The 26580-nt window shown below is 51.3% G+C and carries 23 protein-coding genes; 7 read left to right on the top strand and 16 right to left on the bottom strand.

Translation table 11 applies throughout. From position 1 onward, the window contains the following. Nucleotides 1-3: 3 nt before the first annotated feature. The 8 genes from ACJJIS_RS22130 to ACJJIS_RS22095 all read right to left on the bottom strand — a co-directional run bounded on the left by ACJJIS_RS22130 (nt 4) and on the right by ACJJIS_RS22095 (nt 8562). A complete protein-coding gene (locus ACJJIS_RS22130; protein ID WP_475709103.1) occupies nt 4-951 on the bottom strand; it encodes a putative porin in 948 nt (315 codons plus the stop codon). Between the two features lie 580 nt (nt 952-1531). After that, the gene (locus tag ACJJIS_RS22125; RefSeq protein ID WP_475709102.1) at nt 1532-2359 is read right to left on the bottom strand and encodes a putative porin; all 828 of its coding nucleotides are present in this window, start codon (nt 2357-2359) and stop codon (nt 1532-1534) included. Nucleotides 2360-2650: 291 nt separating this feature from the next. Continuing rightward, a complete protein-coding gene (locus ACJJIS_RS22120) occupies nt 2651-2965 on the bottom strand; it encodes an antibiotic biosynthesis monooxygenase family protein (RefSeq protein ID WP_475709101.1) in 315 nt (104 codons plus the stop codon). A gap of 85 nt (nt 2966-3050) precedes the next feature. Then, nucleotides 3051-3752: a phosphate signaling complex protein PhoU gene (phoU, locus tag ACJJIS_RS22115; protein WP_282930610.1), complete on the bottom strand. Its 702-nt coding sequence runs from the start codon at nt 3750-3752 to the stop codon at nt 3051-3053. 23 nt (nt 3753-3775) lie between these two features. Then, the gene (gene pstB, locus ACJJIS_RS22110) at nt 3776-4585 is read right to left on the bottom strand and encodes a phosphate ABC transporter ATP-binding protein PstB (protein WP_282934617.1); all 810 of its coding nucleotides are present in this window, start codon (nt 4583-4585) and stop codon (nt 3776-3778) included. A gap of 102 nt (nt 4586-4687) precedes the next feature. Continuing rightward, nucleotides 4688-5974 (bottom strand): phosphate ABC transporter permease PstA, encoded by a 1287-nt coding sequence (pstA, locus tag ACJJIS_RS22105; protein WP_282930609.1) that lies wholly within the window; start codon nt 5972-5974, stop codon nt 4688-4690. Beyond that, a complete protein-coding gene (gene pstC, locus ACJJIS_RS22100; protein WP_444918616.1) occupies nt 5967-7346 on the bottom strand; it encodes a phosphate ABC transporter permease subunit PstC in 1380 nt (459 codons plus the stop codon). The genes pstA and pstC overlap by 8 nt, the downstream gene beginning before the upstream one ends. Before the next feature lie 163 nt (nt 7347-7509). Next, nucleotides 7510-8562 (bottom strand): PstS family phosphate ABC transporter substrate-binding protein, encoded by a 1053-nt coding sequence (locus tag ACJJIS_RS22095; protein ID WP_475709100.1) that lies wholly within the window; start codon nt 8560-8562, stop codon nt 7510-7512. A gap of 183 nt (nt 8563-8745) precedes the next feature. Between ACJJIS_RS22095 and ACJJIS_RS22090 the strand changes: the two genes are divergently transcribed. The 3 genes from ACJJIS_RS22090 to ACJJIS_RS22080 all read left to right on the top strand — a co-directional run bounded on the left by ACJJIS_RS22090 (nt 8746) and on the right by ACJJIS_RS22080 (nt 11253). Beyond that, nucleotides 8746-9318: a TRAP transporter small permease subunit gene (locus ACJJIS_RS22090; RefSeq protein ID WP_475709099.1), complete on the top strand. Its 573-nt coding sequence runs from the start codon at nt 8746-8748 to the stop codon at nt 9316-9318. Beyond that, nucleotides 9315-10676 carry a TRAP transporter large permease gene (locus ACJJIS_RS22085; RefSeq protein WP_475709098.1) on the top strand — a complete coding sequence of 454 codons (1362 nt, stop codon included), beginning with the start codon at nt 9315-9317 and terminating at the stop codon, nt 10674-10676. The genes ACJJIS_RS22090 and ACJJIS_RS22085 overlap by 4 nt, the downstream gene beginning before the upstream one ends. Nucleotides 10677-10863: 187 nt before the next feature. Beyond that, the gene (locus tag ACJJIS_RS22080; RefSeq protein ID WP_108735392.1) at nt 10864-11253 is read left to right on the top strand and encodes an acyl-CoA thioesterase; all 390 of its coding nucleotides are present in this window, start codon (nt 10864-10866) and stop codon (nt 11251-11253) included. 69 nt (nt 11254-11322) lie between these two features. On the opposite strand, the gene ACJJIS_RS22075 is transcribed toward ACJJIS_RS22080, so the two are convergent. Together ACJJIS_RS22075 and uvrD are read right to left on the bottom strand one after the other, a co-directional pair. After that, nucleotides 11323-12456, bottom strand: coding sequence for a TRAP transporter substrate-binding protein (locus tag ACJJIS_RS22075; protein WP_475709097.1), 1134 nt, complete (start codon nt 12454-12456; stop codon nt 11323-11325). A gap of 232 nt (nt 12457-12688) precedes the next feature. Next, entirely contained in the window at nt 12689-14893 is a 2205-nt protein-coding gene (gene uvrD, locus ACJJIS_RS22070; protein ID WP_475709096.1) for a DNA helicase II, read from the bottom strand. Between the two features lie 144 nt (nt 14894-15037). Between uvrD and hexR the strand changes: the two genes are divergently transcribed. Continuing rightward, nucleotides 15038-15892, top strand: coding sequence for a transcriptional regulator HexR (gene hexR, locus ACJJIS_RS22065; RefSeq protein WP_282930602.1), 855 nt, complete (start codon nt 15038-15040; stop codon nt 15890-15892). Between the two features lie 117 nt (nt 15893-16009). Further along, entirely contained in the window at nt 16010-17269 is a 1260-nt protein-coding gene (locus tag ACJJIS_RS22060) for a multidrug effflux MFS transporter (RefSeq protein WP_475709095.1), read from the top strand. A 10-nt stretch (nt 17270-17279) separates the two neighbouring features. Here ACJJIS_RS22060 and gstA read toward each other — a convergent pair whose 3' ends face one another. Together gstA and ACJJIS_RS22050 are read right to left on the bottom strand one after the other, a co-directional pair. Next, nucleotides 17280-17885 carry a glutathione transferase GstA gene (gstA, locus tag ACJJIS_RS22055; protein WP_444934516.1) on the bottom strand — a complete coding sequence of 202 codons (606 nt, stop codon included), beginning with the start codon at nt 17883-17885 and terminating at the stop codon, nt 17280-17282. A gap of 114 nt (nt 17886-17999) precedes the next feature. Beyond that, entirely contained in the window at nt 18000-18395 is a 396-nt protein-coding gene (locus tag ACJJIS_RS22050; protein WP_413663848.1) for a DoxX family protein, read from the bottom strand. Nucleotides 18396-18914: 519 nt separating this feature from the next. On the opposite strand from ACJJIS_RS22050, the gene ACJJIS_RS22045 reads away from it, so the two are divergent. Together ACJJIS_RS22045 and ACJJIS_RS22040 are read left to right on the top strand one after the other, a co-directional pair. Beyond that, nucleotides 18915-20216, top strand: a complete 1302-nt coding sequence (locus ACJJIS_RS22045; RefSeq protein WP_282930598.1) for a cation:proton antiporter — start codon at nt 18915-18917, stop codon at nt 20214-20216. A gap of 13 nt (nt 20217-20229) precedes the next feature. Beyond that, nucleotides 20230-22086 (top strand): monovalent cation:proton antiporter-2 (CPA2) family protein, encoded by a 1857-nt coding sequence (locus tag ACJJIS_RS22040; protein WP_475709094.1) that lies wholly within the window; start codon nt 20230-20232, stop codon nt 22084-22086. 5 nt (nt 22087-22091) lie between these two features. Here ACJJIS_RS22040 and ACJJIS_RS22035 read toward each other — a convergent pair whose 3' ends face one another. The 4 genes from ACJJIS_RS22035 to ACJJIS_RS22020 form a co-directional block, all read right to left on the bottom strand. Beyond that, nucleotides 22092-22451 carry an AraC family ligand binding domain-containing protein gene (locus ACJJIS_RS22035; protein ID WP_475709093.1) on the bottom strand — a complete coding sequence of 120 codons (360 nt, stop codon included), beginning with the start codon at nt 22449-22451 and terminating at the stop codon, nt 22092-22094. Nucleotides 22452-22495: 44 nt separating this feature from the next. Beyond that, on the bottom strand, nt 22496-24115 hold the full coding sequence (locus ACJJIS_RS22030; RefSeq protein WP_413663851.1) for a Na+/H+ antiporter: 1620 nt from the start codon (nt 24113-24115) through the stop codon (nt 22496-22498). A gap of 188 nt (nt 24116-24303) precedes the next feature. Continuing rightward, nucleotides 24304-25119 carry a class II aldolase/adducin family protein gene (locus tag ACJJIS_RS22025; RefSeq protein WP_413663852.1) on the bottom strand — a complete coding sequence of 272 codons (816 nt, stop codon included), beginning with the start codon at nt 25117-25119 and terminating at the stop codon, nt 24304-24306. Between the two features lie 310 nt (nt 25120-25429). Then, complete coding sequence (locus ACJJIS_RS22020) at nt 25430-26446, bottom strand: zinc-binding alcohol dehydrogenase family protein (RefSeq protein WP_475709092.1); 1017 nt, start codon at nt 26444-26446, stop codon at nt 25430-25432. Nucleotides 26447-26580 lie beyond the last annotated feature (134 nt).

Genomic DNA, 26580 nt, shown 5'->3' with positions numbered 1-26580 from the left:
TGCTTATAACTGAAAAATTACGCTAAGTTCGAACTTTTCTACATCAAGTTCAATAAAGGGAGTCAAAAAGCTAAGCACGGTATCATTTTCAAGATCCGGCATTACATCAAGCGTTGAGGTATATCCAGCACGATAGGTATCACTACCAAAGCTGCGAATATTAATATTATCATCTGCCTCCATAGTGCTATAAGCAGCCTCTAAGGCAATATTCCGACTAAAGAAGTGAGTGAAAGCCAGCTTCATATCGTCTTTCTCGTCCAGTTTCATACCAAACGAGGTGCTTTGTGAGAAGAAATAATCTGCACCGATCTGCCAATAATCGTCATCACCTTCATAGTCGGCATAGGAAAGTTCAGTGGTCAAATACCTCCCACCTCCCAGACTTGTGAAATATTTAGAGGAAAAGACAGCCACATCGAATCCATCGTCACTGACAAAATCAAAACCAATATAATCAGTACCGCTCAACGGGTGATTGTATCGAAACTCAACATAAGTCTCTTCATCAGACTCAAAATCAGTATGGGAAAGTTCTAATAAAAAGTTCGGGGTGAATAAATAGCCAAGAGCAACCGTGTTAATATTGCGATCATTAACTTCGGTCAAATCAACACCGAAAATCAAACCATTTTGAGAAAAATACTCTCCGGTCACGGCGTAATTATCGGCATTATTATTATCTACCTCATTGTGGAAAAAGGCAGCCGACACATTGCTTACTTTGTTAATATATTCAAACTCTTTTAGAGGGCCTAGAGTTTCTTTTCCAGAAAAGTAATAAGTAGTTTCAGCCAAAAACTGATTACCATCTAAATCGAACTCACCACCCAAAACATCTAGATCATAATCCAAGCTAGAATAGCCAGCTGTAGTAATTGAATTATATTTCTCAGCGTCAGCTGTTACAGAGAGAAGTAACAGGGGAAGAATAGCGAGACTGAATCTCATTTCCAAAACCTTTCGTTAACATAATGACCTAAATTGGGGTGCGAATTCTAGCAAGAATTTTTTACTGCGCAACAAATACTATTTGTATGAGATAAAAGCAGAATCCACATATAAATGAACTATTCGGTAAATATGCTATTATCACCAAACCTTGATAATTCAATTCACACAACAGGTTCTTTATGCTTCCACTGCTCATATAGTTCTACTGAACTGACAAGCAACCTTTCGCCTGGAGATACCTATCGATGAAAGTTATTCACCCACAGGTTTTTACGAAACATTCGAAGCGACAAGCTTTCATTTAGTAAGCCCGCATAAGAATTAAGCTAAATTTCGGAAGGATTATCTCTCGATAGCGAGAGATCTAAAGAGATTTCAGATTTATTTAGAGTTCGTTAATAAAAAGGAAAATCAGTAAAGTACTCCAACCATTACATAAAAACAGCTGGATACAGAAGAAATCTGGCACCAATGTGCCAAGCAGGATTGAAGCAGTACAGCTAAGTTGCTTTGAGCTTACCCAAGCTATACATACAAAATAAAGGGCTATCAATGATAGCCCTTTATTTAATCTAGCTTACAATTGAACAGTTAAGCCCAACTGATAGATATCAAGGTCACCCTTAACATCATTGTTAGAAAGATAAGCTGCTTCAACAGCAATATTGCGGTTAAAGAAGTGAGTCATACCCAGCTTATAATCTTCTTGTTCGTTATAGTCAAACTCAACAGAAGTGTACTGATTGAAGAAAAACTCAGTACTCAGCGTCCAGAAATCATCATATTCCTTGATGCTATTGTAAGCCAACTCTGCAGTCAGGTACTGCTCTCCACTCAGGTGAACGAAATACTTAGAGGACAAGACGCGATTGTCAGACTCCTCATCCACATAAATATTAAAACCAACATAATCAGTTGAGTTCAACTGGTGGTTATAGCGAGCTTCCACCGAAAATTCATTATCACTATCGTTATCAACATGGTTCAACTTAACCAGAAAATCTGGAGAAAAGAGATATCCGATAGACTGATAATCTAAATTAGACTCCCAAAGGTCATATATACCGGCACCGATAACGACCCCATTGGATGCAAAATATTCACCACTTACCGCGAAAATATCAGAGTCATAACTACCACTGTTAGAGTGCGAGAAGCCAGCAGAAACATTACTCACCTTGTTGATATATTCGAACTCTTTCAAGGGGCCAAGAGTTTCTTTACCACCAAAATAGTAAGTAGTTCCAAGACCAAAATCATCTGCATCAGAGCTAAAATTAAAACCATCCCCCTTATAACCATACTCGGTATTAGAGTATGTAGCATTAGTAAAAGAATTATATTCTTCAGCGCCTGCAGTTGCGGCGACAAGCATCAAGGGAAGAGCAGCAAGCTTGAATCTCATTTGATAAATCCTTCGTTAACGTAGCGATCCAAATTGGGCTGCGGATTGTAGCAAAAGTTTTTTGGTGCGCAACAACAGCAAATTACACGATAAGCAATTAGAGCCAAATTTGCGGTAAAGCGAATATTTTTTTTCGATAAAAGAACGTATCAACCAGAAAAAACAAACGCTGTAATTGGCTGTAATGCACCAAACAAATAAATTCCAGCTAAAAAGAATAAAATAAAAAGTTTTATTTTAATATTCGAACATATATTTATTCAGGCTGTGTTCAGGTTGAATTGATTAACATCAATCGCTATTAATATTTACAACCCATTGCGGGTCATAAAACTCCCCTATTAGATTAATTTTTACAAAAGGGGCCACACTGGCAATGATTTCATCAATTTTTTTACTGTGCTCAGCTTGCATAGCATCCCGATCTTTTTTACATCGCCAGCTAGCAATGGCTATCAACACATTGGGGTCATCAATTTTTTGATGAAGCTCTGTGCCCATCGCTCCCGGGGAGCGCTGGATAATCTCAGAAGCGCGCATCCAGGCATCGGCATAATCCTCAGCTTTAAACCCATTTTGTAGTTGAACCTCGAAGATAAATTTCATGCTCTGTATTACCTAACGACTAACAAATAGTTTTCCGTAAAAAAAAAGGCCGCACTAGGCGGCCTTTTTAAATTAGCAAATCCCTTTAGGACTTGCGCAGATTTTCCTGGTGCCCGTGCCGGATATCAGCACCCTCCACCAAGTAAACAACCTGTTCACAAATATTCTTCGCATGGTCACCGATCCGCTCCAGTGAGCGCAGGGTCCACAACACATTAATGACCCGGGAAATACTGCGCGGGTCCTCCATCATGTAAGTTACCAGTTCACGTACGGCCGTACGGTAATCCATATCAACCTGCTGGTCCTCAGCAAGAGTTTGCAGAGCCGACTGCACATCGAAACGAGTATAGGCATCCAGGGCGTCATTGAGCATTTTGCGCACAGCATTGGCAATATGACGGATTTCGGTATACCCGCGCGGCGACGTACCTTCATCTGTCAGCGCTATGGCCATCTTGGCAATCTTGCTCGCCTCATCTCCAATTCGCTCCAGGTCGCGGGCAATTCGAATGACAGACAGCACCATACGGAGATCGGATGCCGCCGGTTGGCGCTTGGCTATAATTAGCGTGGCGTGCTCATCCAGGGCCATCTCACTCTTATCGATGACTTCTTCAATACGCAGCACTTCCTCGGCCAACTCACTGTCAGCATTAGCCAGGGCATCAACCGCATCGGCAACCTGGCGAGCGACCATGCCGCCCATTTCCAGCATCTCTGTCTTTAGGCTTTCCAGGTCTTCATTAAATTGGCGTGAGATATGTTGATCGAAATGCATTTCCATAGTTTTCCCTCCGAGCAGGAACCTTAGCCGAAGCGGCCGGTGATATAGGCTTCAGTGAGTTCGTGCTCGGGGTTGGTGAACACCGTTTCAGTATCGTTAACTTCCACCAAATGCCCCAAATGGAAGTAAGCTGTACGCTGACTCACCCGCGCAGCCTGCTGCATCGAGTGAGTAACGATTGCGATAGTGTAGTTCTGGCGCAGCTCATCAATCAGCTCTTCGATTCGCGCCGTCGCAATTGGGTCCAGGGCAGAGCAGGGCTCATCCATCAGGATCACTTCCGGACTCACCGCAATTGCGCGGGCGATACACAGACGCTGCTGCTGACCACCGGACAGACCCGTGCCCGGCTTGTCCAAACGATCTTTAACCTCATTCCACAGACCGGCGCGGCGAAGGCTGTTTTCTACGATCTCATCCAGATCGGCACGGCGGCTGGCAATGCCGTGGATTTTTGGGCCGTAGGCCACATTCTCGTATATGGACTTGGGAAAAGGGTTTGGTTTCTGGAATACCATACCGACGCGGGCGCGCAGGGGTACCACATCCACTTTGGGGCCATAGATGGGGTCACCATCCAGACTTAACTCGCCCTCGACGCGACAACCTTCAATGGTGTCATTCATGCGGTTGAGGCAACGCAAAAACGTCGACTTACCACAGCCGGAAGGGCCGATCATGGCAACCACTTCATTTTTTCCAATATCGAGGCCGACCGAGTGGATCGCCTGGGTTTCACCATAGAAAACATTCACATTGCGCATACGCAACTTGGCGGTGTCACAGAAGGGTTGGCCAACTGTTTCTCTAACATCAGCCCGATCATTCATCATTTGCCTACCCGCAACATCGGATTGCGCCGCATCAGTTTGGCTGGCGGCATCCAGGGTCATGGTACTCATATAATATCCCGCTTTCTGATAATCCGCGCTCTGTTACCAGCGGCGCTCAAGTTTCTTGCGCAGCAATACCGCGCTGGTATTCATCACAATCAACACACTCAGCAACACCATAATGGCTGCGGAGGTGCGCTCGACAAAGGCGCGCTCCGGGCTGTCTGCCCACAGGAAAATCTGCACAGGCAGCACGGTGGCCGGGTCGGTTACCCCAGCAGGTACGTCGACAATAAAAGCGACCATACCAATCATCAATAGGGGCGCCGTCTCACCGAGGGCCTGGGCCATACCGATAATCGCGCCGGTCAACATACCCGGCATCGCCAGGGGCAGCACATGGTGGAAAACCACCTGCATACGTGAAGCCCCCATACCCATTGCCGCCTCGCGAATTGAGGGTGGCACCGCCTTCAAAGCCGCGCGGCTGGAAATAATAATCGTGGGCAAGGTCATCAATGTCAGTACCAAGCCCCCTACCAGGGGTGCCGAACGCGGTAACTCAAAGAAATTAATAAATATCGCCAGGCCCAAAAGACCGAAAACAATAGAAGGCACTGCCGCGAGGTTATTGATATTCACCTCAATCAAATCGGTCCAACGGTTTTTGGGCGCATACTCTTCCAAGTAAATCGCCGCCGCCACACCGATAGGGAATGACAGTGCGAGAGTTACCAACAGGGTAAACAGGGAGCCCATCAAGGCTGCGCGGATGCCCGCCTGCTCTGGTTCACGGGAGTCGCCATTGGTAAAGAAGATGGTATTGAACCGCTTCTTCAGTTCACCGCTGTCCAGCAGCTGTTCAATCCAACCGGCCTTCTGGTCCGAGGTACGACCACGGAATCCCTCTTTGGAGTCCTTCAGGCTTTTGACGAAAGTATCCACATCGTCATCGACTGACAGCCAGACTTTCTCGGATTTACCCAACAGTTCCGGATTCGCAGCTAAGCGATCGCGCAGGGTAAAAGGTGCTCCCGAGGAAACCAGGCTGTAGAGCTCGCGCTTGTCACTGCGACCAGTCACAGTGGGAAAGCGTTCGCGCAGGGATTGGCGAATAACACCGGTGAAGTTTGCCCAGGTCAGACTTTCATCATCGACCTTATCGATGCCCAGAACCTGTTCGTCGTAGTGCACCTCCAGTTGGATAGCTGTCTGTACAAAGGCACCACTGCCTTTGCTGATAATGTCAGTGAACAAAATCAGTACAGCGAGTACACCAAAGGCGATACTGCCAATACCCAACCCACGAAACAGCTTTTCTTTGCGGTGACGGCTGGCGAGGCTTTTTTCTATGCGCTCGCGAACCTGCGCCTGAGTAAGATCAGTCATACTGCTCCCGGTATTTTTTCACTACGTGCAAGGCAATAAAGTTCAGCACCAAAGTGGAGATAAACAACATCAGGCCCAAAGCAAAAGCGGCGAGGGTCTTGGGACTGTCAAATTCCTGGTCGCCAACCAACAGAGTCACTATCTGCACCGTCACAGTCGTGACCGATTCGAGCGGGTTTGCGGTGAGGTTTGCCGCGAGCCCGGCAGCCATCACCACAATCATGGTTTCACCAATTGCGCGGGAAACGGCCAACAATACACCGCCGACGATGCCGGGTAGTGCCGCAGGAATCACAACTTTGCGCACCGTCTCGGACTGGGTGGAACCCAAACCCAGGGCGCCATCGCGCAGGGACTGGGGCACCGCGTTGATCACGTCATCGGACAGAGAGGAAACAAAGGGAATGATCATGATTCCCATCACCAGGCCAGCGGCCAGTGCGCTTTCACTGGAGGCCTGTAGGCCCATAGAGGTGGCCAACTCGCGAATAAATGGAGCAACGGTTAAGGCAGCAAAAAAGCCGTATACCACGGTGGGTACACCGGCGAGAATTTCGAGTACTGGCTTGGCCAGGGAACGCACGCGCTTACTGGCGTACTCCGCCAGATAAATAGCCGCCATCAATCCCACAGGTACCGCCACAAACATGGCGATCGCGGACACCATCAGGGTTCCGGTAAACAGCGGGACAGCACCAAAAGCACCGCTCGATCCCACCTGGTCTGCGCGCAGGGCCATCTGTGGGCTCCAGTGCAATCCAAACAGGAATTCACTCACCGGCACGGACTGGAAGAAGCGCAGGGATTCAAACAATACCGATAACAAAATACCGACAGTGGTTAGAATCGCGGCGCTGGCACAGGCAATCAGCACCGTGCGCAGCACTTTTTCAACTTTTTCGCGAGCGCGCAGCTTGGGAGAAAAGCGCAGCAGTGTGAAAGCGGCAAGGCCGCTGGCCAATACCAAGCTCAGGAAGGCCTGTAAATTATTAGAGCTGGAACGCAACTGACTGAGGTAGTCCGCAGCACTCTGCAATTGTGGGGACTTTTCACCTATCAGGTGGCCCGCCGCGAGATTCTGGATCTGCGCGTAGAGAAGGTTCTGCCCGGAGATGCTCTCCGGCTTATCGGCAATACTATTCATGACCATCGCACGGATGATCGAATCGTCAAACACCAACCAGCCACAGAGTAATATCAGTGCTGGCAAACCACACCAAAGGGCGGTGAGTAATCCGTAGTAACTGGGCAGGGCGGCCAGATTGCGAACGCCGCCAAGACTGCGAGCAGCGTTCACTGCACGGCGAAAGCCAGTGCCGTAGGCCACTAATATCAGGAGCAGCAAAAGTGCGAACAGTGTGGGGGTTTGCATTGAATTACCGTACTAAAAATATCGTCGCTGGCATTATCCAGACTTTATCCCCGCGCTCCATCACAGGGGGGGGCGACAATTTGTGAGTCTTCTTATAAAGAACGGCCAAGCCCTTTCGAGCTTGGCCGTCAATTCCCTTTGACAGTACAACTCCAGAATTTTTTTACTTGGCTGCGAGATTACTCAGTGCGTTCAGCTTGCGCACATCAGTAGCAATCTTTTGACGCTCCTCGGTGGGCAGAGGAATCATGCCTTTGTCAGCCAGGTAGCCATCTTCACCCCAGGCGCGCTCATTGGTGAATTCAGCCAGGAATTGCTTAACACCGGGAACCACGTCAGCGTGCTGCTTCTTAACGTAGATAAACAGCGGACGGGAAACCGGGTAGCTCTGGTCAGCGATGGAGTCGAAAGTAGGGGCCTGATCTTCGATCAGGGAGCCCTGTACCTTGTCAGCATTCTGGTCGAGGAAACTAAAGCCGAAGATACCTAGGGCGTTGGGGTTGGCAACCAGCTTGTTCACGATCAGGTTGTCGTTCTCACCGGCTTCAACATAAGCACCGTCTTCGCGAACGTTGTGACAGATCGCTTTATAAGCGCTCTTGTCTGTTTTCTTCATGGCTTTGATCCAGCCAAACTTCTTACAGCCACCTTCCATTGCCAGCTCGGCAAAAGCATCGCGAGTACCGGAAGTGGGGGGCGGACCCAAAACTTCGATTTTGGTGTTGGGCAGAGCTGGGTTTACGTCCTTCCAGGTCTTGTAGGGGTTGGCTACCAGAGTTTCAGAACCGTCTGGGTTAGGTACTTCCTTAGCCAGGGCCAGGAAGATGTCCTTACGAGTCAGCTTAAAGGGAGCTGCTTTCTTAGCATTCGCAAGAACGATGCCGTCGTAACCGATTTGCACTTCAACAACATCAACACCGTTGCTGTTACACATTTCCAATTCGGATTGCTTGATGCGACGGGAGGCACCGGTGATATCCGCAGTGCTTTCTCCAACACCCTGGCAGAACAACTTCATGCCACCACCAGTACCAGTGGACTCAACGACTGGAGTTTTAAACTGGGTTGCGCGGCTAAAACGCTCCGCCACAGTCGTAGTAAACGGGTAAACAGTAGAGGAACCTACAACACTAATGTAATCGCGCGCTGCCATAGCAACCTGTGAAGTTGCCAGGGTCAGGGCTGCCAGAGAAGTCGCCAGAATTTGCTTGTTCATTGTGTAACTCCGATGAGTGTTTTTATTTCACGCGGCGATGCTAGGAACAACGGGTGACGATTCTATGAATAAAAGATTACAAAAAGGTTACAGCTGTATTTTTACCCTGCTGGCATGAGAGCGGGCAAAGGGTTAACCTTCGAGCAACATAAATAACAATAAGATGTAAAGAGAGAAGCCCCCATGCGTTTTCTGCTGTGCAGCGCGCAGGCACTCGAGCGCCTGACCAGTCATACCGGGCAACTGCTGTCCTGGTTCACCTGGGCCATGGTTCTGTTACAAAGCTGTGTTGTGGTGATGCGCCACGGCTTCAATACCGGTTCTATCGCCCTACAGGAATCCGTGATTTACCTGCACGGTGCCGCCTTTATGCTGGGGCTGGCCTATGCGTTGCAGACCGATGCCCATGTGCGAGTGGATGTCTTCTACCGCAGGATGAGCGCCAGGGCCAAAGCCTGGATCAATGCAATTGGCTATCTGATATTCCTCTTACCGCTTTGCGTCTTTCTATTTGTAAGCAGCTGGCACTTTGTACTGAATAGCTGGTCAGTTTTTGAAGACAGTGCGAACGCCGGCGGCCTGCCTGGGGTATTTTTACTGAAGAGCCTGATTCCTCTGTCTGCGGTCACCTTGGCTCTGGCGGGGCTGGCTCAGTTTATTCGCGCGCTGGTGCAATTGATGCTGCCCCAACAACAATCCATTCCAATGTCGTCGTCAAAAGCAGTACTGAAGCAGGTAGAAGGGGCCGAAGTGTGATTGAGCTAATCCCCTTTCTGATGTTTGCAGCCGTCTGCGCTCTGCTTATGTTCGGCTACCCAGTAGCTTTTACCCTCGCGGGTACCGCCCTGCTATCAGCGGGCCTGGGTATTGTGTATGGCGTATTTGATGCTGAGTTGCTGCGCGCCTTCCCCGATCGCCTCTACGGCATTATGCAAAACGGCACTCTGGTTGCCGTTCCGCTATTTGTGCTGATGGGGGTAATACTGGAGCGAGCCAAGATTGCCGAAGATTTGCTGGTTAATCTGAGCAAAGCCTTTATGGGGGCTCCCTCAGGACTCGCCATTTCCGTGGTAGTAGTGGGCGCGCTGCTCGCCGCCAGCACTGGTATTGTCGGTGCAACTGTAGTCACCATGGGGTTGATGTCACTGCCCACCATGCTAAAAAATGGCTACTCCCCCAAACTGGCCACCGGCACTATCTGCGCCACCGGTACCCTCGGGCAAATTATCCCTCCCTCTATTGCCTTGGTTCTACTGGGTGACACCCTCTCCAATGCCTATCAACAGGCACAACTGTCTGCGGGCATTTTCAATCCCAAGCCAGTCAGCGTAGGGGATCTGTTTGTAGGGGCAATTATTCCCGGCTTACTGCTGGTGGCCGCCTATATCATTTATCTATTATTTATCGCCCGTCGCCCCAAACCCACAGAGAGCAGCGAGCCTCCAGAAGTGGATAAGGCCCAGCTGCTTCGCAGTCTTTTGCCCCCGATTGCCTTAATGCTGATTGTGCTCGGATCAATCATCGTTGGCGCTGCCACCCCTACAGAAGCGGCCGCCGTCGGCGCACTGGGGGCGGCGTTACTGGCATCCAGTCGCGGAGCACTAAGCTTTAAGCGCGCCGGGGAAATCGGCCGCAGTACACTTCAGGTCTCGGCAATGGTTTTCGCCATATTGATTGGCGCTTCATTATTTTCTCTGGTATTTCGCGGTTACAACGGTGAAGAATTGGTGACAGGATTTTTCCACAGCTTGCCCGGAGGGGTAATCGGCGCGACCCTGTTGGTGATGCTGGTAATCTTCCTGCTGGGCTTTATCCTCGACTTTATCGAGATCACCTTTGTAGTGGTACCAATTGTGGGGCCGGTACTGCTGGCAATGGGCGTCGATCCAGTGTGGCTCGGCATTATGATTGCCATCAATTTGCAAACCTCTTTCCTAACGCCTCCTTTTGGGTTTGCCCTCTTTTACCTGCGCGGGGTGGCCCCCAGTTCTGTGGCCACATCGGCCATCTATCGCGGGGTAGCACCTTTTATTGCCATTCAACTTTTACTGCTCTGCCTGCTGGCGATTTGGCCGGCCCTGGCCACTTGGTTGCCGGGGGTGGTTCAGCAATAGTGATCTGCGACACGTGGGAGCCGTCCATAGACTGAGAGGCGGCACCAACGGCCAAAAACGCGTCTGCGGTCGACTAAAGGCCGAAATTTATTCTGGTCAATTACTGGCCAAATTGTGCTAGAATGCGCCACCATTCCAGTAGTGGAAACCAATAACTCTAACAATCTGTGAGTACCCGATGTCCGCACTGTCAGCTCTCGATGAAGATCCGCAACCCACAGGCACGCTAACCCTGCAAACCCTGGCTATGCCCCGCGATACCAATCCGCAGGGGGATGTTTTTGCCGGTTGGCTGATGTCGCAGATGGACCTCGCTGGCGCCATTCTCGCGCAAACCATGGCGCGCGGCCGTGTCACAACTGTTGCGGTGGGCAGCATGGTTTTCCTGCGCCCGGTTCCGGTTGGCTCAACAGTCAGCTGCTATGCGGAAGCCATTGAAGAAGGGCGCTCCTCAATTCGTACCATGGTTGAGGTTTGGCTGACACGGGTGGATTCCGGTGAGCAGGTCAAGGTTACCGAGGGTGAGTTTGTATTTGTCGCGATCGACGATGCCGGCCGCACCAGGCCGCTGCCCTGATTGTAGATTTCGAGTTCGCCGGCTGTAGAGCAACACAGCCGGCAATATCATCGGCCCAGTAGTTGGGCGCTAATCTTCCTTTAACTCTCTCGCCTGGTAGTAAGCCTCTTCACTGATCTCGTGGTAGGGCTTCACATCCCGTTCAAATTCCTTAAAGGCTTTGTAAACACGGGCAAACTCCGGGTCCCGCTGCGCCGTCTCCTGCATAATTTCGTTGTTGATCTTCTTCAGGTGAGACAGAACATCCTCCGGCAAGCGCTCCACTTTTACCCCGTGCTCTTCTACCAGCTCCTTGAGGGCCCGGTTATTGCGTGCCGTGTATTCGTCCAGCATATCCTGGTTAGCTTCACGGGCGGCGACTCGCACTATTTCCTGCAAATCAGCAGGCAGTTTTTCGAACGCCTTTTTATTAACGATAAATTCCAGGATAGAGCCCGGCTCATGCCACCCGGGGTAGTAGTAATACTCAGCGACCTGGTGGAAACCAAAAGCGAGATCGTTGTAGGGCCCCACCCATTCGGTAGCATCGATCACTCCAGTCTGGAGGGCGGTGTAGAGTTCTCCACCGGGAATGGTCACCGCAGTGCCGCCTGCGCGGTTTAAAACCTCACCACCCAGGCCGGGAATACGCATCTTTAGGCCCTTTAAATCCTTCACCGACTCAATCGGTTTGTTAAACCAGCCCGCCATCTGCACGCCGGTGGAGCCCCCCGCAAGTGGAATCAGGTTAAAGGGCTCGTAGATCTCTTCCCAGAGTTCGAGACCACCGCCGTGATGCAACCAGCCATTCATTTCCTGGGCATTCAAGCCAAAAGGCACCGCAGTAAAAAACTGGGCTGCAGGCACCTTGCCTTTCCAGTAATAGGCAGCACCGTGTCCCATCTGCGCGGCGCCTTCCGATACAGCACCAAATACGCCCAGGGCAGGTACCAATTCACCGGCACCGTACACTTTGAACCTGAGACGCCCGGCTGACATCGCCTCGACTTTCTTGGCAAAACGCTCCGGCGCACTGCCGAGGCCAGGGAAATTCTTGGGCCAGGTAGTAACTAATTTCCACTCGAACAGCTCTTTATTGCCCTCTGCGGAAAAGTGCTGGGCAGGGCCCATTTCTGCACGGGAAGCTACCAGGGCGGCGAAGGTTATGGCGAGCAGGGCTAAGAGCCCGAGAATGATAGCCGGGTACCAATTGAGTTTTTTCATTGCTACTAATTTATCGTTATTTTTGTATTGTACAAATTATCGGCAGACGCTTTGGTCGCCAACTTAGGTCTTCAGGGGAAGTCCTCTGTGATCTGACCCTGGTATTTTGGATGGATTCCCGCTATAGCTGGAATCCATTCACCACTATCTAACTTTCAATTCTGCATGCCTCTCAGTACCGACATGCTCCGGCACTCAGTATTTAATGCTTAGTGCCAGCTCAAGCCATCACTTAAAGCGGCTGCAACTTGGCCATCGAAAGTATCAGCCTCTTGTCGCCAACATCGTCAAAATTAACCAGCACCCGCATTCGAGGACCCGTTCCCTCAAACTCAATGACAGTTCCTTCACCAAACTTGGCGTGGTCCACTCGCCCGCCCAGGACCAGCGGGGGCAAATCATCAAAGTCTGGCGCCGGGTCGGAAAACTGGCCTACCTTGCCGTAGTCCGCCTGATAGAGAGGACGGGAAATTTCGGTCTTCAGGCGCACTTCTTGCACCAAATTAGGTGGAATTTCGCCGATAAAGCGGGAAGGGCTGTTATAGGTTTCGCTGCCAAACAGACGCCGGTTTTCCGCGTAGGTAATGTATAGCTTGCGCATGGCGCGGGTGATACCCACGTAGCAGAGGCGTCTCTCCTCCTCCATGCGGCCGGGCTCCTGCGCCGACATCTTGTGGGGGAACAGGTTTTCCTCCACACCCGCCATAAATACCAGGGGAAACTCCAAGCCTTTGGCGGAGTGCAGGGTCATCAGCTGGACGGCATCCTCAAACTCATCCGCCTGACCTTCACCCGCATCAAGGGCAGCGCTGTCGAGAAACTGGTTAAGAAGCGGGATTTCCTCCTCTTCTTCCTCTCCCTCGGGCAGGCCTGCACCGGTAAAGCCGCGACAGGCAGTGACCAGTTCCTGCAAGTTCTCCACCCGTGTTTGGCCTTTCTCGCCTTTCTCTTTGCCGTGAAACTCCAACAAATCGCTGTTTTCGATCACATCCTCAGCAATAGCATCCAACTCTTTATCTTCTGCATTCGCTGCCAGCTGGTTAATCAGGTCCAGGAAACTCTGCAGGGCATTGCCGGCGCGAGCAGCCAATACCCGTTGCTGCAACATCAGCTTGGCCGCCTGCCACAGGGAGCAACCCTGCTCCCGGGCATAAGAGCGCACCATCTCTACAGTGCGCGCACCGATGCCACGGGTGGGTGTATTCACCACCCGTTCAAACGCAGTGTCATCATCGCGGTTGGTAATCAGGCGTAAATAAGACAGGGCATTCTTGATTTCCAGGCGCTCGTAGAAGCGCTGGCCGCCATAGATACGGTAGGGAACCTGCTCGCGCAAAAGCCCCTCTTCAAGTACCCGGGATTGGGCATTGGAGCGGTAGAGGATGGCGATGCTGTCGCGGCGATTGCCGTCGCGCACCCAGTCATTGATACGTTCGACAATAAAGCGCGATTCATCCTGTTCGTTGTAGGCCGCGTAGACGGCGATGGGCTCACCCTCTTCACCCTTGGTCCACAACTCCTTACCCAAGCGACCACTGTTATTAGCGATCACCGCATTAGCCGCGTTCAGAATGGTGGAGGTGGATCTGTAGTTCTGCTCCAGTCGCACCGTCTGCACTTCTCGTAAGTCTGTGGAAAAGTGCTGGATATTCTCGATCTTAGCACCGCGCCAACCGTAGATAGACTGGTCATCGTCACCCACGGCGGTGATATGGCACTGCTCACCGGCAAGTAAGCGCAACCAGGCATATTGAATCGTGTTGGTGTCCTGGAACTCATCCACCAGGATATGGGGGAAGCGCCGGCGGTAGTGGGCCAGAATAGCATCGTTATTCAGCCAGAGCTCGTGGGCGCGCAACAGCAGCTCGCCGAAATCCACCAATCCACCGCGCTGACAGGCCTCTTCATAGGCGAAGTAGATTCGCACCATGGTCTGCAACCAGGGATCGGCGCCGGCATTGATATATTGCGGGCGCAGGCCTTCATCTTTCTGCGCGCCAATCCACCACTGGGTTTCACGCGGTGACCACTTTTTATCATCCAGACCCAGATCTGCCTGTACCCGCTTGATTAGGCGAAGCTGGTCGTCGGAATCCAGGATCTGGAAGTTCTGCGGCAACTTGGCTTCTTGCCAGTGAGCCTTGAGCAGGCGGTGAGCCAGGCCGTGGAAGGTGCCCACCCACATGCCAAAAGTGTTCACCCCCAGCAGCTCTTCGATACGGGCGCGCATCTCGCGGGCCGCCTTGTTGGTAAAGGTTACCGCCATAATGGAGTAGGGCGAGGCGCCCTCCACCTGCATCAGCCAGGCGATGCGGTGTACCAACACCCGAGTCTTGCCCGAGCCGGCACCGGCCAGAACCAATTGATTGCCGGGCGCGGCAGCTACTGCTTCGCGCTGGGCGTCGTTGAGGGGGTCTAAAATCTGAGATACGTCCATGGGCGAAGATTGTACCAGAGCTGATGCACAAGACCTGTGTAAATAAACAGGATTTTGTCCCGCCTGACAATGTAATGTGATGTCGCTCGCCAGCAGAGGGCACAGCGGCTAAACTGCGCCATCTGGCATAGAGAAGGAAGTCCTGTGAAACCGGCGGAAGTAACGCAACGAATCAGTGAACAACTGTCATCCATGCGCAAATCAGAGCGCAAGGTGGCGGAGTATATTCTCGCCAACCCCGATGAAATCATTCATATGCGCATCGTCGACCTGGCCACTGAAGCCCAGGTTAGTGAACCGACCGTGGTGCGCTTTTGCCGCGCCGTGGGCTGCTCCGGATTCCAGGAGTTCAAGCTGAACCTGGCGCAGCAGCTGGCTTCCAGCCCCAGCTTCGGCCAGATTGCGGTTACGGAAACGGATACCATTGCCGAGTACAAGCGCAAGGTTTTCGACTCCACGGTGGATACCCTGCTGAAAGTCCGCGATAGAATTGACGACCGTGCCCTCGAGGCCGCTGTCACTGCGATGGCCGCTTCCAAGCGGGTGGAATTCTTCGGTTTTGGTGCCTCCGGTGCCGTCGCCGCCGATGCCCAGCACAAGTTCTTCCGCCTACAGTTGGCCACCGCTGCTCACTCGGACCACCACATCCAGAATATGTCGGCCATGTCCATGCAAGCGGGGGATGTAGTAGTAGCTATCTCCCAGAGCGGTCGCACCAAGGCGTTACTTCGCTCCATGAGCATGGCAAAAGAGCAGGGCGCTCTGGTGGTTGGTTTGGCACCCAGCGGCTCGCCGGTAGCACAGCAAGCCAGCATCCCACTGGAAGTGGATGTGGAAGAGGATATTGAGATCTATACGCCGCTGTCCTCGCGCATCGCCCACCTGGTGGTAATCGATGTTCTCGCTATCGGCGTAGCCCAGCGCAAAGGTCCTCAGCTACAGGAGCACCTGTTGAAACTGAAACAGGGACTGTACACATTGCGGGAAGACAAGCACTAAACTCCCTGATATCCAAAGCGGGCAAGGGACAATGTGCCCGCCCGTTTCTACCAAAGCCATTTCCCGCCAATTGGGCTTTGCCGGGAAGATCCTTCCAGGCTGTACCTGAGCAACATAATGACACCCATCGCTTCTAACCCAGACGAGAAAGCCCCGCGCTGGCTAGTGGTGTGGCTGGCCGCACTCGTTTCTCTGACACCTTTTTCCATCGACAGCTACCTGCCGGCCATTCCGGCGATGGCGGCGGCCCTGGATACAGAAGTCGAGCGGATGCAGTACTCCGTGTCCAGTTTTCTGCTGGGCTTTGCCCTCGGACAACTATTTGGCGGACCATTATCAGATCGCTGGGGACGGCGCCTTGTAGGAACCATCGGCCTCAGTATCTATATAGCCAGCTCCCTGTTAGTCCTGTTTACCGACCATGTAGACCAACTGATTATCCTGCGCTTCTGCCAGGCAGTTGGCGGCGGCTTTGCCACAGTAATATGTGCTGCAATTGTGCGCGACCTACACAGTGGCCGTGAGGCAGCAAAAATTATTTCCCTGATTAGCACCATCATGCTGATTGCACCGCTGATCGCCCCGGTGATCGGCTCTGCACTACTAGCCGTTGGCGGCTGGCAAAGTATTTTCGTCTTTTTGTTACTGTACGCTCTTGCAATGCTCGTTCTAGTACAGCTGCTGCTACCGGAGACTGTCTCCCGCTTTACCCGCGCACGCCGCCAGATGATGCCGCTGAAGTCTCTCGTGGGCAGCTACGGCCAGGTTTTGCGCAATCCCCGCGCTATTGGGTTCCTGATTGCACAGGCCTGTGTCAGCGGTTCGATGTTTATCTACATCACCACCGCGCCCTTTGTGTTTATGGATTACTTCGGTGTTAGCGCGAATCAGTTCCCACTGTTTTTTGGTATCTGCGTGCTCGGGCTAATTTGCATGGTTCAGGTGAATATCCGCTTACTGAACTTTTTTGAGCCGCGCAATATCCTGCTGGCGGGTATTGTGTTGCAGCTATTGGGTTGCGGCCTGCTGCTGCTGGGAACTATGACAGGTGTCAAAGAACTGACCCTGTGGATGATTCCCCTGGTACTGGTGATGAGCTGTATCGGTATTACCGGCCCCAATGCCGCCGCCTGTTATTTGGAGTTCTTCCCCAAAATCAGCGGTAGTGCCAACGCGCTATACGGCGCCGCTCTGTTTATTACCGGGGGGATACTGGGTGGAATGGCGAGCAGCCTGCACACCGGGACCCTGACACCTATTGCAGGGTCTATGGCGGGCTGTGCTTTTGTGGCACTACTCTCTGCACTATTTGTCGCGAAGGTTCGCCAACCGATCGAGTCCGATATCCCTGCGACCCGGCGCTTTACCCCGCGTTAATGGCAGCTCTTTACACCGGCTCTAAACTTTCCTCCTGAAGCGCCCTCTGCACTGCGGGCCTTTCTTCCATTCTCTTTTGGAATGCTTGAAGCCGGGGCCACCGGGGCATATCAAACTGCTGATGTTTCAGCCAGCGAGAGAGAACATACAGGTAGGCATCGGCAACCGTGAAACCGTCTCCCATTAAGTAGTCTTTATCAAGCTGTCCTTCGATATAGTCAAACCAGCGGATAAGCCTAACCCGGGAATCCTCCTGTTCTTCTTCTGTACCATGCCAAAACAGTGGTTTGAATAGCTTGTGGACTTCAGCACTGAGGAAGTTGAGCCATTCGAGAAGCCGGTAATGGGCTAGGGTGCCCACTGGTGGCACCAGTTGCGCGTCGGGCTTTTGCTCCGCCAAAAACTGGACGATTGCCGGACCTTCTGTCAGTACTTCTCCGCCTTCCAGTTGCAGTGCCGGCACGTACCCTTTAGGACTAATCCTTGTAAAGTCGTCGCCGTTTTCCAGCTCGTGGGTTTTTAGATTGACCTTTTGCAGGCCCAGATTGATCCCTGCTTCACAAGCGACAATATGAGGCGATAGAGAGCAAACACCCGGTGCATAAAAAAGCTTCATGGTAATCCTGTTGAGTCATTACCTATATCCAGGCAGTATAGGCCCGGCTAATTTCTCCCCACTGAAGCTCGACTGAAACTGGCTTGAATTCCTCTCTACAACTGTTGCTGAAATCTACTTACCGCGTATCCAATGGTCCAGGCTAAAGCGACCGGCACCGGCACAGGTCAGAATCAGGAAACCACCGGCAATCGTGATATTTTTCATAAAGCTGGTCATTTCTGTTGCATCACCAGGGGACAGGTGTACCAGGAAGGCCGAAGCGAGACAGAACAGGAAAAGGACAAAAGCAGAAATCCGGGTGAATATCCCCAGTAACACCGCGAGTCCTCCCACCAACTCTATAACGATGACCAGGGGCAAAATGAAGCCGGGTATCCCCATGGAAACCATAAAGGCCTCTGTCATTTCGTAGCCGCCAATTTTATTCCAGCCGGCAAATATAAAGATCAGCGACATCAGCACCCGACCGATCAGCTTTGAGGTGTCGCACAACATCGAATGCTTCACTACTACTTCCTCAATTGCGCATTTATGGGTATGGACTATCTACCAGTGTAGACACTGTCGTGAAAATTCATGAGATAGTCGGTAGCTGCCTTTACTCAAGAGGGATAAAAACCACTAGATTGGCGTGACAATCATCCTTTTTATTTTCAATAGTCAGTAGGAATCTACTAATTGGCAGTTAGAAAGTAATGAAGTAATGTTTAAAAAGCTAAAGCATTAATGAATTTTAGTGGGTAGGGGAAGTCGATCCGTTTGAGCGCAAAACTGAAAAATGCAGTTGTGTGGCGCCCTAGAGCCGCTACAATTGCGCGCCCATATAAAAGGGAGTTGGCCGCTTGTGCCTGCGCGGTCCGCCCCGGTGTAATCCTGTTGCCCTAGATCCACTCCAAGGGAAATCGAGCAGCCTCTGCACGACTACAATAACGGCACACTCACCATCATATAAATTGCCACCGGGGCGCTCCCCAAAATGGCATTAAACCATCCGAGAATATTTCAGCGCTGGAGTCCACACACGGCATGGAAGTTTATTACACCTTTTGTTTTCTTGCCGCCGTATCAGTTTTTCTGGGCTTCTTGAACCAATACGTATTGCGCGCCCAAACCACAATCGCTATTACCGCCGGTGCCCTGGCCCTATCACTATTGGTCACCGCCCTGGGCAAGTTGGGGGTGGTGGAGTTGCGCACCTGGGCAGATCAGCTTCTGCCGCTGCTCAACCTTGAGGATATTCTGCTCAAGGGAATGCTCGGGTTTCTGCTTTTTGCCGGCAGTTTGCATATCGATCTGTTGGAGCTGCGCAACCAGAAACTGGAGATCGGTCTTCTCGCCATTGTCGGTACCCTCATTTCCACCTTTGTGGTCGGGGCCCTTCTTTACTGGTTCCTGATGCTGATCAATATGCCGGTGGCTTTTGTTTACTGCCTGTTATTTGGTGCATTGATCTCTCCCACCGACCCTATCGCCGTACTGGCAATTATGAAAAACCTGAAGGCCCCGGAGCAGGTTTCCATTCAGGTGGAAGGTGAGTCCCTGTTCAACGATGGCTTCGGTATCGTGATCTTCGCGGTGATTTACGCACTCGCTTTCGAAGGCGGCCAACCTACGGTACCGGCAGTGGCTGAGCTATTCGCCATCGAGGCACTGGGGGGCATATTGCTGGGACTGATCATTGGTGGCGTTTTCCACTGGGCTATTTGTTGTACCAATGATCACAGCCTGGAATTGATGCTAACCATGGTTATTCCCACCGCCGGTTTTTCCCTGGCCAATGTACTCGGAGTCTCCGGCGCCCTGGCAATGGTGGTGAGTGGCATTATTATTGGCAACTTTACCCGCGAGCGCGGCTTTTCCCGGGTGAGCCAACACGAGTTGGATAATTTCTGGAGCATCACCGAAGATTTCCTCAACGGTTTGCTCTTCCTGCTGGTGGGCCTGTTCCTGATTACTATCGACCTGCGCCCCTCCGACTACCTGCTGATGGCAGTGGGCATTGTCATTGTTCTCACCGCCCGGGTTTTCGCTGTCGGCATCCCCTTCCTGTATTTAAAAAGTCGTCGCAAGTACCACCCCTATACCAACCGGATTTTGATCTGGGGAGGGCTGAAAGGTGGTCTGGCATTGGCGCTGGCGATGTCTATTCCCGCCGGCAGTGCCTTCGTCCAGGGACAGGACCTTCGCTACCTGTGGGTGGTCATGACCTATGGAGTGGTGCTCTTTTCTATCGTCGTACAGGGCTCTACCATAGCGCCATTGATTCGTCGCAGCCGGGAGTTTTCTGAGCCCGAACGCGACGAGCCCCAGCAACCGACAGCCAAATAGCGATAACGATTAAATGGAACACTCCGGCTTCCTTATTGAGGCAGTAATTTTCATGGCTGCTGCAGTGATTGCGGTACCCATTGCCACCCGCCTGGGCCTGGGCTCAGTCCTCGGTTACTTACTCGCCGGTGTGGCCATTGGCCCAAGTGCCCTAGGCCTGGTCGGCGATGCCAGCGATGAAATGCACGTTGCCGAGTTTGGTGTTGCACTCATGCTGTTCCTGATCGGCCTGGAACTGCAGCCGAGGAAGTTGTGGAAAATGCGCGGTGCTATCCTAGGCACCGGTAGTGCCCAACTACTGTTTTCCGCTGCGGCCATCGCTGGGTTGGTTCTCGCCTTTTCCGAGATGGATTGGCGCTCTTCGGTGGCTATCGGGCTGATCCTGGCACTATCCTCAACTGCGATCGTATTGCAATCCCTCAGTGAAAAGGGCCTGTTGAAAAGCCAGGGCGGGCGCGCTGCATTTGCGGTACTTTTGTTCCAGGATATCGCTGTTATTCCCATCCTCGCGCTATTGCCACTGCTGGCAGGTACCGCTGCCAGCCCCCATGAAAGTGGCTTGAGTGGTTGGTATTACGCATCGGCGGTTATCGGCACCATGCTGGCTTTTATTTTCGCCGGACGTTACCTGCTCGGTCCCTTGCTGCGTCTAATGGCAGGCAGCCAAGTTCGCGAACTGTTTACCGTAAGCGCGCTACTGATCGTATTTGCCGCAGCTGCGGTAATGACCTGGCTGGACCTATCGCCGGCACTGGGTACTTTCCTCGCCGGGGTACTGCTGGCCGAGAGCGAGTTCCGCCATGAGCTGGAAGCGGATATACAGCCTTTTAAGGGCCTGCTGTTGGGTCTCTTCTTTATCGCCGTGGGTGCCAGCCTGAATTTCTCCCTGATCGCGGACAACCCGCTGGTGCTAATCGGATTAGCATTGGCGTTGGTGCTGGTAAAATTTACCGTGCTGTTTGCCCTGGCGCGCACCTTGCGAATGTCAAAGGGCGAGGATTGGTTGTTCGCTCTGTCATTGGCGCAAGCCGGTGAATTCGGTTTTGTATTGGTAGCGTTCTCTACCCAGCTTCAGGTCCTGAGTGCGGACATCGGCAATCTGTTAGTAGCTCAAATTGCTCTGACCATGGCCCTGACACCAGTGCTGCTGCTGATCTACGAACAGTTTATCCAGCCGCGGTTTGTCACCGGCCCAGAGGTTCCCGCCAACATAGATACATCACCGCCTGTGGATTCCGGCTCACCGGTAATCATTATTGGCTACGGGCGCTTCGGGCAGATCGCCGGGCGACTTCTAAATGCCTGCGGTTTCAATACCACTTTACTCGAACGCAATGCAGAACAACTGGATCTGGTGCGCCGCTATGGTATCAAGGCTTACTACGGGGATGCCTCGCGAGAGGATCTGCTGCGCGCCGCCGGAGCCCAAAATGCAAAGCTGGTTATCCTGACCTTGAGCGACCAGGCCGCCTGTTTGGAAATTGTGGCCCAGCTGCAAAAACACTTCCCCAATGTGACCATCCTCGCCCGGGCCCGCAACCGTATGCACCAATATGCTTTGATGGAAGCCGGGGTCCGCTATATCTTCCGCGAGACTGTGGACTCGGCCCTGACCATCGGCGAAAAGGCGCTGGAACTATTGGGACTCAGTCCCATACAGGCGCGCCGCGCCGCCTTGAAATTCAAGCAGCACGACCAACGTATGCTGGAGGCACTTTTCCCCTACTGGCGCGATGAGTCCCAGCATATTGCGCAAAGCCGAATCTATCGCGAGCAGCTTTTACAGGCGTTACAACAAGACCGCCGCGATAAGGACCTGCATCTGGATCACTACTGGGAAGAAGCCAAGCCCGAGATGGAAAAACAGTAAGCCGGTTATTGGTCCCAGGGGCTGTCATTAAGCACGACAATGGCAGCCCTGCCCGGACTCAGACTCTCGCTGATATGCCCCTCTCCGTGTAAATCATTGGCTAATAAGATATCTCCGGGAGCAAAGGTATATTGTTCACCGGAGCTGGTTGTGAGCTTCACCCTGCCTTCAAGATAAAGAATAAACTGCGCCTGCGGGGCACAGTGCCAATCAAAACGCTGTCCCTCACTAAACTCCCGGAACTGCACCTGCTTGGCGGGATAGGGGATTGAGTAATTACCCAGGGGCTCGCGCTGGGGACTGTCTATTTTTCTTTTCTGAAAAAGGGAAACCCCATTAACTGAACACAGCTCTACAAACTCCATATCAAGTTTTCACCAATTTAAGCGTGTCTATTACAAGAGAAAATTTATTCTTTGTTAATTAAGCTCGCCTCTACCAGATCAACCTCCAAAACCAATTTGCGGTGGAGTTCATCATCAATCTTCCTGGAGACACGCAATTCCAACAGTTGTTCGCGCTCAGCAGAAAGTGCGGCAAGGTGATAATGACGCTCAACCCTGGAACGCATCCAGATAATATCCTCGCTTTCATCTTCTCCTAGGGTTATGCGCCGCCGATAAATAGCTAAAAGGTGATCCACCGCCTCAAAAGCGAGATCGCGATCTTTTTCACCTCGATCAATATCATGACGCATATTCATCAGCTGATTCACTGCCGCTGTGGCAGCAGATATTCGCGCACCTTTTTCATCACCGATAGCGGCAAAATTGGGGGCTTCGGGTAAACGGCGCAGTAGAACAGGCAATAAAAAACTTGCCAGCAATAAGGAGAGTAAGATAACGCCCATTGCAATAATCAGGGCTAAATCACGACCGGGCAACGGCTTTCCATCTGTCATAGCGAGGGGAAGGGAAAAGGCTCCCGCCAATGTAATCGCCCCTCTTACCCCGGCGATGGTCAACACGCTAACCAATAAAAAATGGGTACCAAAAGATTCTACTTTCTGCCCAAAACGTGAGAGATATAGGGAGACCCATACCCACACAAATCTCAGGAGAAGTAGTACAACAAATATTGCCAGGACATAAAAAATAATTGTTAAGTCACCAGTGTGGCGCGCGCCGGAGAAATCCGCTCCGGTAATTCGAACCAATTGCTCTCCCAACAAAACAAAAATAATACCGTCAAGAACTGCTTGTACTGTTTTCCATACTGCACGGCGGTCCATCCGTGTAGTCGACATTTCCGCGCCGTGTAAGGTGGTATAGTGAGTCGCAATTCCAGCACTGGCAGCCGCCAAAATACCCGATACCTGTAAAGTATGGGCGGCGATATATGCCGCAAAGGGCACTAATAAGCTCACTAGAACTTGTACAGTAGTGTCCTCACCGCCAATTCTGACCAGCAGACGCAAAATATATCCACAGGCAAATGCCGCTCCAGCACCAATAACCACACCGCCGATAGCGACCCAGAAAAAACCAGCCAGTGCGTGGGGAAATGAAAAGGTCCCCGTGAGGGCAGCAATCACTGCAAAACGGAAAATATCCAATCCCGAGGCATCATTAAACAGGGACTCTCCGGCGAGGATATGCTCCAGCCGTGGTGGCATAGAAGTTCCACCGTGGACCACCGATACCGCCACGGGATCGGTCGGTGCCAAAATTGCCGCTACTGCAAAAGCCACCGCCAGTGGCATGACAGGCACCAACCAGGAAATAAAATATCCCATACCCACAACGGTAAAAAGCACCAAGCCAATAGCCAAGGTAACAATGGCACCGATATCACGAAACAGGGCGCCTTTCGGTATTCGCCAACCGGCAATAAACAATAAGGGCGGAACAAACAGCAGGAAAAAAATTTCTGGCTCGAGGGGTATTTCTATTCCCAAAAAGCTACCCAGTATTGCTCCCGCAGCAATTTGCAATAGAGGCAGTGGAATAGGTAAAGGCAACAGGCGCGCAATAACCAGGGTAATGGCCACAACTAACAACAGCACCAGCGCAATAACCAGATAGTGCATTACTCGCTACAGTTCCCTGTGACGCCTTATTGAAATAGATCTCTATCGAGCAACTATTGCTGCTCACTCAATATCAGGAAGTTTATGCTAGAATAGAAAACAGGGAATAAATTCTGAGAAAAAGTGCCGGCGCTTTGCAGCGCTCCAAAAAATTACTCTGCAAATTTGGCAGAGTTTTTGGAGTTTCTTTACTCAAACATATCCGGCTGTTCTTTTGCAATTACATTGTAAAGAGGCTGAAAGCTAAATAATCCCGCCAGTTCAGTTCCCACAACCGCCCGGGTTCGTATTGCCACCTCTGGATCGATCAAAATAGGCTGCCCAGCTGCTTCCGCCAGTAACTGAGCCTGGCAGCTTTTTTCCATAGTGATATACCACCAGGCAGCTTCATCAACGGATTTACCCACCGTCAGTAAGCCGTGATTCTGCAATATCAGTGCTTTGTGGTTACCCAAGGCTTTAGCAAGGGCCGCACCTTCTCCCATTTCCAATACCACGCCGGAAAAAGTATCCAACAAACCGTGGTCCTGATAAAAGGCACAAGCATCCTGGGTAATGGGATCCAGAAGGCGCCCGAGAGTAGACCAACTTTTCCCATAAAGGGAATGAGCGTGCGCAGCGGCTACCACATCCGGGCGGGTTTTATGGATGTGAGAATGAATAGTAAAGGCTGCGCCATTAAGGTAACCATCCCCCTCAACCACCTCTCCTTGATGATTGACCAGCAACAGTTGTGACATCGTCATCTGTTTAAAGGAAACCCCCATGGGGTTGACCCAAAAATGATCGTCATATTCTGGGTCACGGACAGTGATATGACCGGCTACGCCTTCATCAAAACCAAATTTTCCAAACAGCCGAAAAGCCGCCGTCAGCTTCCTCTTACGCTCTTCACGAACTTGTTCTGGCGGCTGGGTTGGCTCGCCAAGCAACATATTGATGTCGCCATTCATAACAGCAGCATCAATACCGGTTTTTGTTTTATTTTTTTCTGTTGTAGCCACCTAGCGGCCCTCTCATCTTTGGAAAATGCCGAGGCATGGTTATAGCATGACTTTTATTTTCTATGCGAGGATTAATAACTTAATAAAATGGTGACTGCTTAATGCGGAAAAATATAAAAGTGACTTTGATGTCTTTTCTATCAGTTTATTTTCGCGCGGTAGAAATATAAGCAAAAATTTACTGCCAAATAATGAAAATTTAGTATCTTGCACTTAGTTTCTTTTACTGAATAATTAGGACTGTTTACTCAAAGTAAATTCCCACCCAGATGTCATAGATATGACTCTGAGTAGGAGAGAGTTTACTCTATCAAAAACCTTCCAGGACTATCTTTCCTTTTGCAGCCTGGGATTCGATAAGCTGATGTGCTTTTAAAAGGTTATTTGCATTTATTTTCCCAAAATTCTGCCCCATAGTGGTTTTAATTAATCCCTGGTCAATTAATTCCGCAAGTTCATTCAACAGAACATGCTGGGCAACCATATCCTCGGTAGAAAACAGCGCGCGAGTAAACATAAACTCCCAGTGCAGGGACAGACTCTTCTGCTTCAGTGCCACAACATCCAAGGAGGTGGGGTCGTCAATCAAACCAAACTTGCCTTGAGGTCTGATACTTTTGATAATTTCCGCCAAGTGCTCTTCGGTATTAGTGAGGCTAACAACATAGTCGACGCCATCGATACCCTCGCGACTTAACTGTTCACTAAGAGACTGCCGATGATTGATCACATGGTGGCTTCCAAGCTCTTCAAGCCAGCTTTTGGTTTCGGGGCGGGAGGCAGTGCCTATCACAGTCAAATTGGTCAGACGACGGGCCAACTGGACCATGATCGAACCCACGCCACCAGCGGCACCAATGATCAGCAGTGACTTGTTGTTTGCCCCTTTACCCACCGCAACTTGCAGGCGGTCAAATAGCATTTCCCAAGCGGTAATCGCAGTGAGAGGCAGCGCCGCCGCCTCGGCACAGCCAACCGTCTTGGGGGCAGTACCAACGATTCTCTCATCCACCAGCTGGTACTGGGCATTGCTGCCCGAACGGGAGATATCGCCCGCATACCAAACCCGATCGCCAACCTTAAAGAGTCCCGCTTCCGGGCCTACCGCCTTCACTATGCCCACAGCATCCCAGCCAAGTACCTTCCACTGACCGGTGTCCGGGCTAGCCCGCTGCCTCACTTTAGTATCTACCGGGTTAACCGAAACGGCCTGTACTTCTACCAGCAGATCCCGGCCGGAGACTTGCGGTATGGGGAGGGTTATATCCTGTAGCGCTTCTTTATCACTGCTTGGCAGAGACTGTTGATAACCGACGGCCTTCATCATCAATTTTATCCTTTTCCAATGGGGTAACGGGTGTGAAGGTATCTTAAAAAGGAATATCCACAGGAAAAACTGCCTTCTCGCAGAAGCTGTTTCAATTATTTTTTTAAATTCCAGTAACTATGGATAACTCTATC

Source organism: Microbulbifer maximicatervae (SeqCode), from assembly GCF_056231245.1.
This window is presented reverse-complemented; position numbering and strand designations above follow the sequence as displayed.

Bases quoted from the DNA above. Each gene is read 5' to 3' on its own strand.
- ACJJIS_RS22060 (WP_475709095.1), top strand. From the start codon at position 16,010: ATGACACCCATCGCTTCTAACCCAGACGAGAAAGCCCCGCGCTGGCTA.
- ACJJIS_RS22125 (WP_475709102.1), bottom strand. From the start codon at position 2,359: ATGAGATTCAAGCTTGCTGCTCTTCCCTTGATGCTTGTCGCCGCAACT.
- ACJJIS_RS22045 (WP_282930598.1), top strand. From the start codon at position 18,915: ATGGAAGTTTATTACACCTTTTGTTTTCTTGCCGCCGTATCAGTTTTT.
- ACJJIS_RS22040 (WP_475709094.1), top strand. From the start codon at position 20,230: ATGGAACACTCCGGCTTCCTTATTGAGGCAGTAATTTTCATGGCTGCT.
- ACJJIS_RS22090 (WP_475709099.1), top strand. From the start codon at position 8,746: ATGCGTTTTCTGCTGTGCAGCGCGCAGGCACTCGAGCGCCTGACCAGT.
- ACJJIS_RS22035 (WP_475709093.1), bottom strand. From the start codon at position 22,451: ATGGAGTTTGTAGAGCTGTGTTCAGTTAATGGGGTTTCCCTTTTTCAG.
- ACJJIS_RS22020 (WP_475709092.1), bottom strand. From the start codon at position 26,446: ATGATGAAGGCCGTCGGTTATCAACAGTCTCTGCCAAGCAGTGATAAA.
- pstB (WP_282934617.1), bottom strand. From the start codon at position 4,585: ATGATGAATGATCGGGCTGATGTTAGAGAAACAGTTGGCCAACCCTTC.
- gstA (WP_444934516.1), bottom strand. From the start codon at position 17,885: ATGAAGCTTTTTTATGCACCGGGTGTTTGCTCTCTATCGCCTCATATT.
- ACJJIS_RS22130 (WP_475709103.1), bottom strand. From the start codon at position 951: ATGAGATTCAGTCTCGCTATTCTTCCCCTGTTACTTCTCTCTGTAACA.
- ACJJIS_RS22120 (WP_475709101.1), bottom strand. From the start codon at position 2,965: ATGAAATTTATCTTCGAGGTTCAACTACAAAATGGGTTTAAAGCTGAG.
- uvrD (WP_475709096.1), bottom strand. From the start codon at position 14,893: ATGGACGTATCTCAGATTTTAGACCCCCTCAACGACGCCCAGCGCGAA.
- ACJJIS_RS22075 (WP_475709097.1), bottom strand. From the start codon at position 12,456: ATGAAAAAACTCAATTGGTACCCGGCTATCATTCTCGGGCTCTTAGCC.
- ACJJIS_RS22095 (WP_475709100.1), bottom strand. From the start codon at position 8,562: ATGAACAAGCAAATTCTGGCGACTTCTCTGGCAGCCCTGACCCTGGCA.
- pstC (WP_444918616.1), bottom strand. From the start codon at position 7,346: ATGCAAACCCCCACACTGTTCGCACTTTTGCTGCTCCTGATATTAGTG.
- pstA (WP_282930609.1), bottom strand. From the start codon at position 5,974: ATGACTGATCTTACTCAGGCGCAGGTTCGCGAGCGCATAGAAAAAAGC.
- ACJJIS_RS22030 (WP_413663851.1), bottom strand. From the start codon at position 24,115: ATGCACTATCTGGTTATTGCGCTGGTGCTGTTGTTAGTTGTGGCCATT.
- phoU (WP_282930610.1), bottom strand. From the start codon at position 3,752: ATGGAAATGCATTTCGATCAACATATCTCACGCCAATTTAATGAAGAC.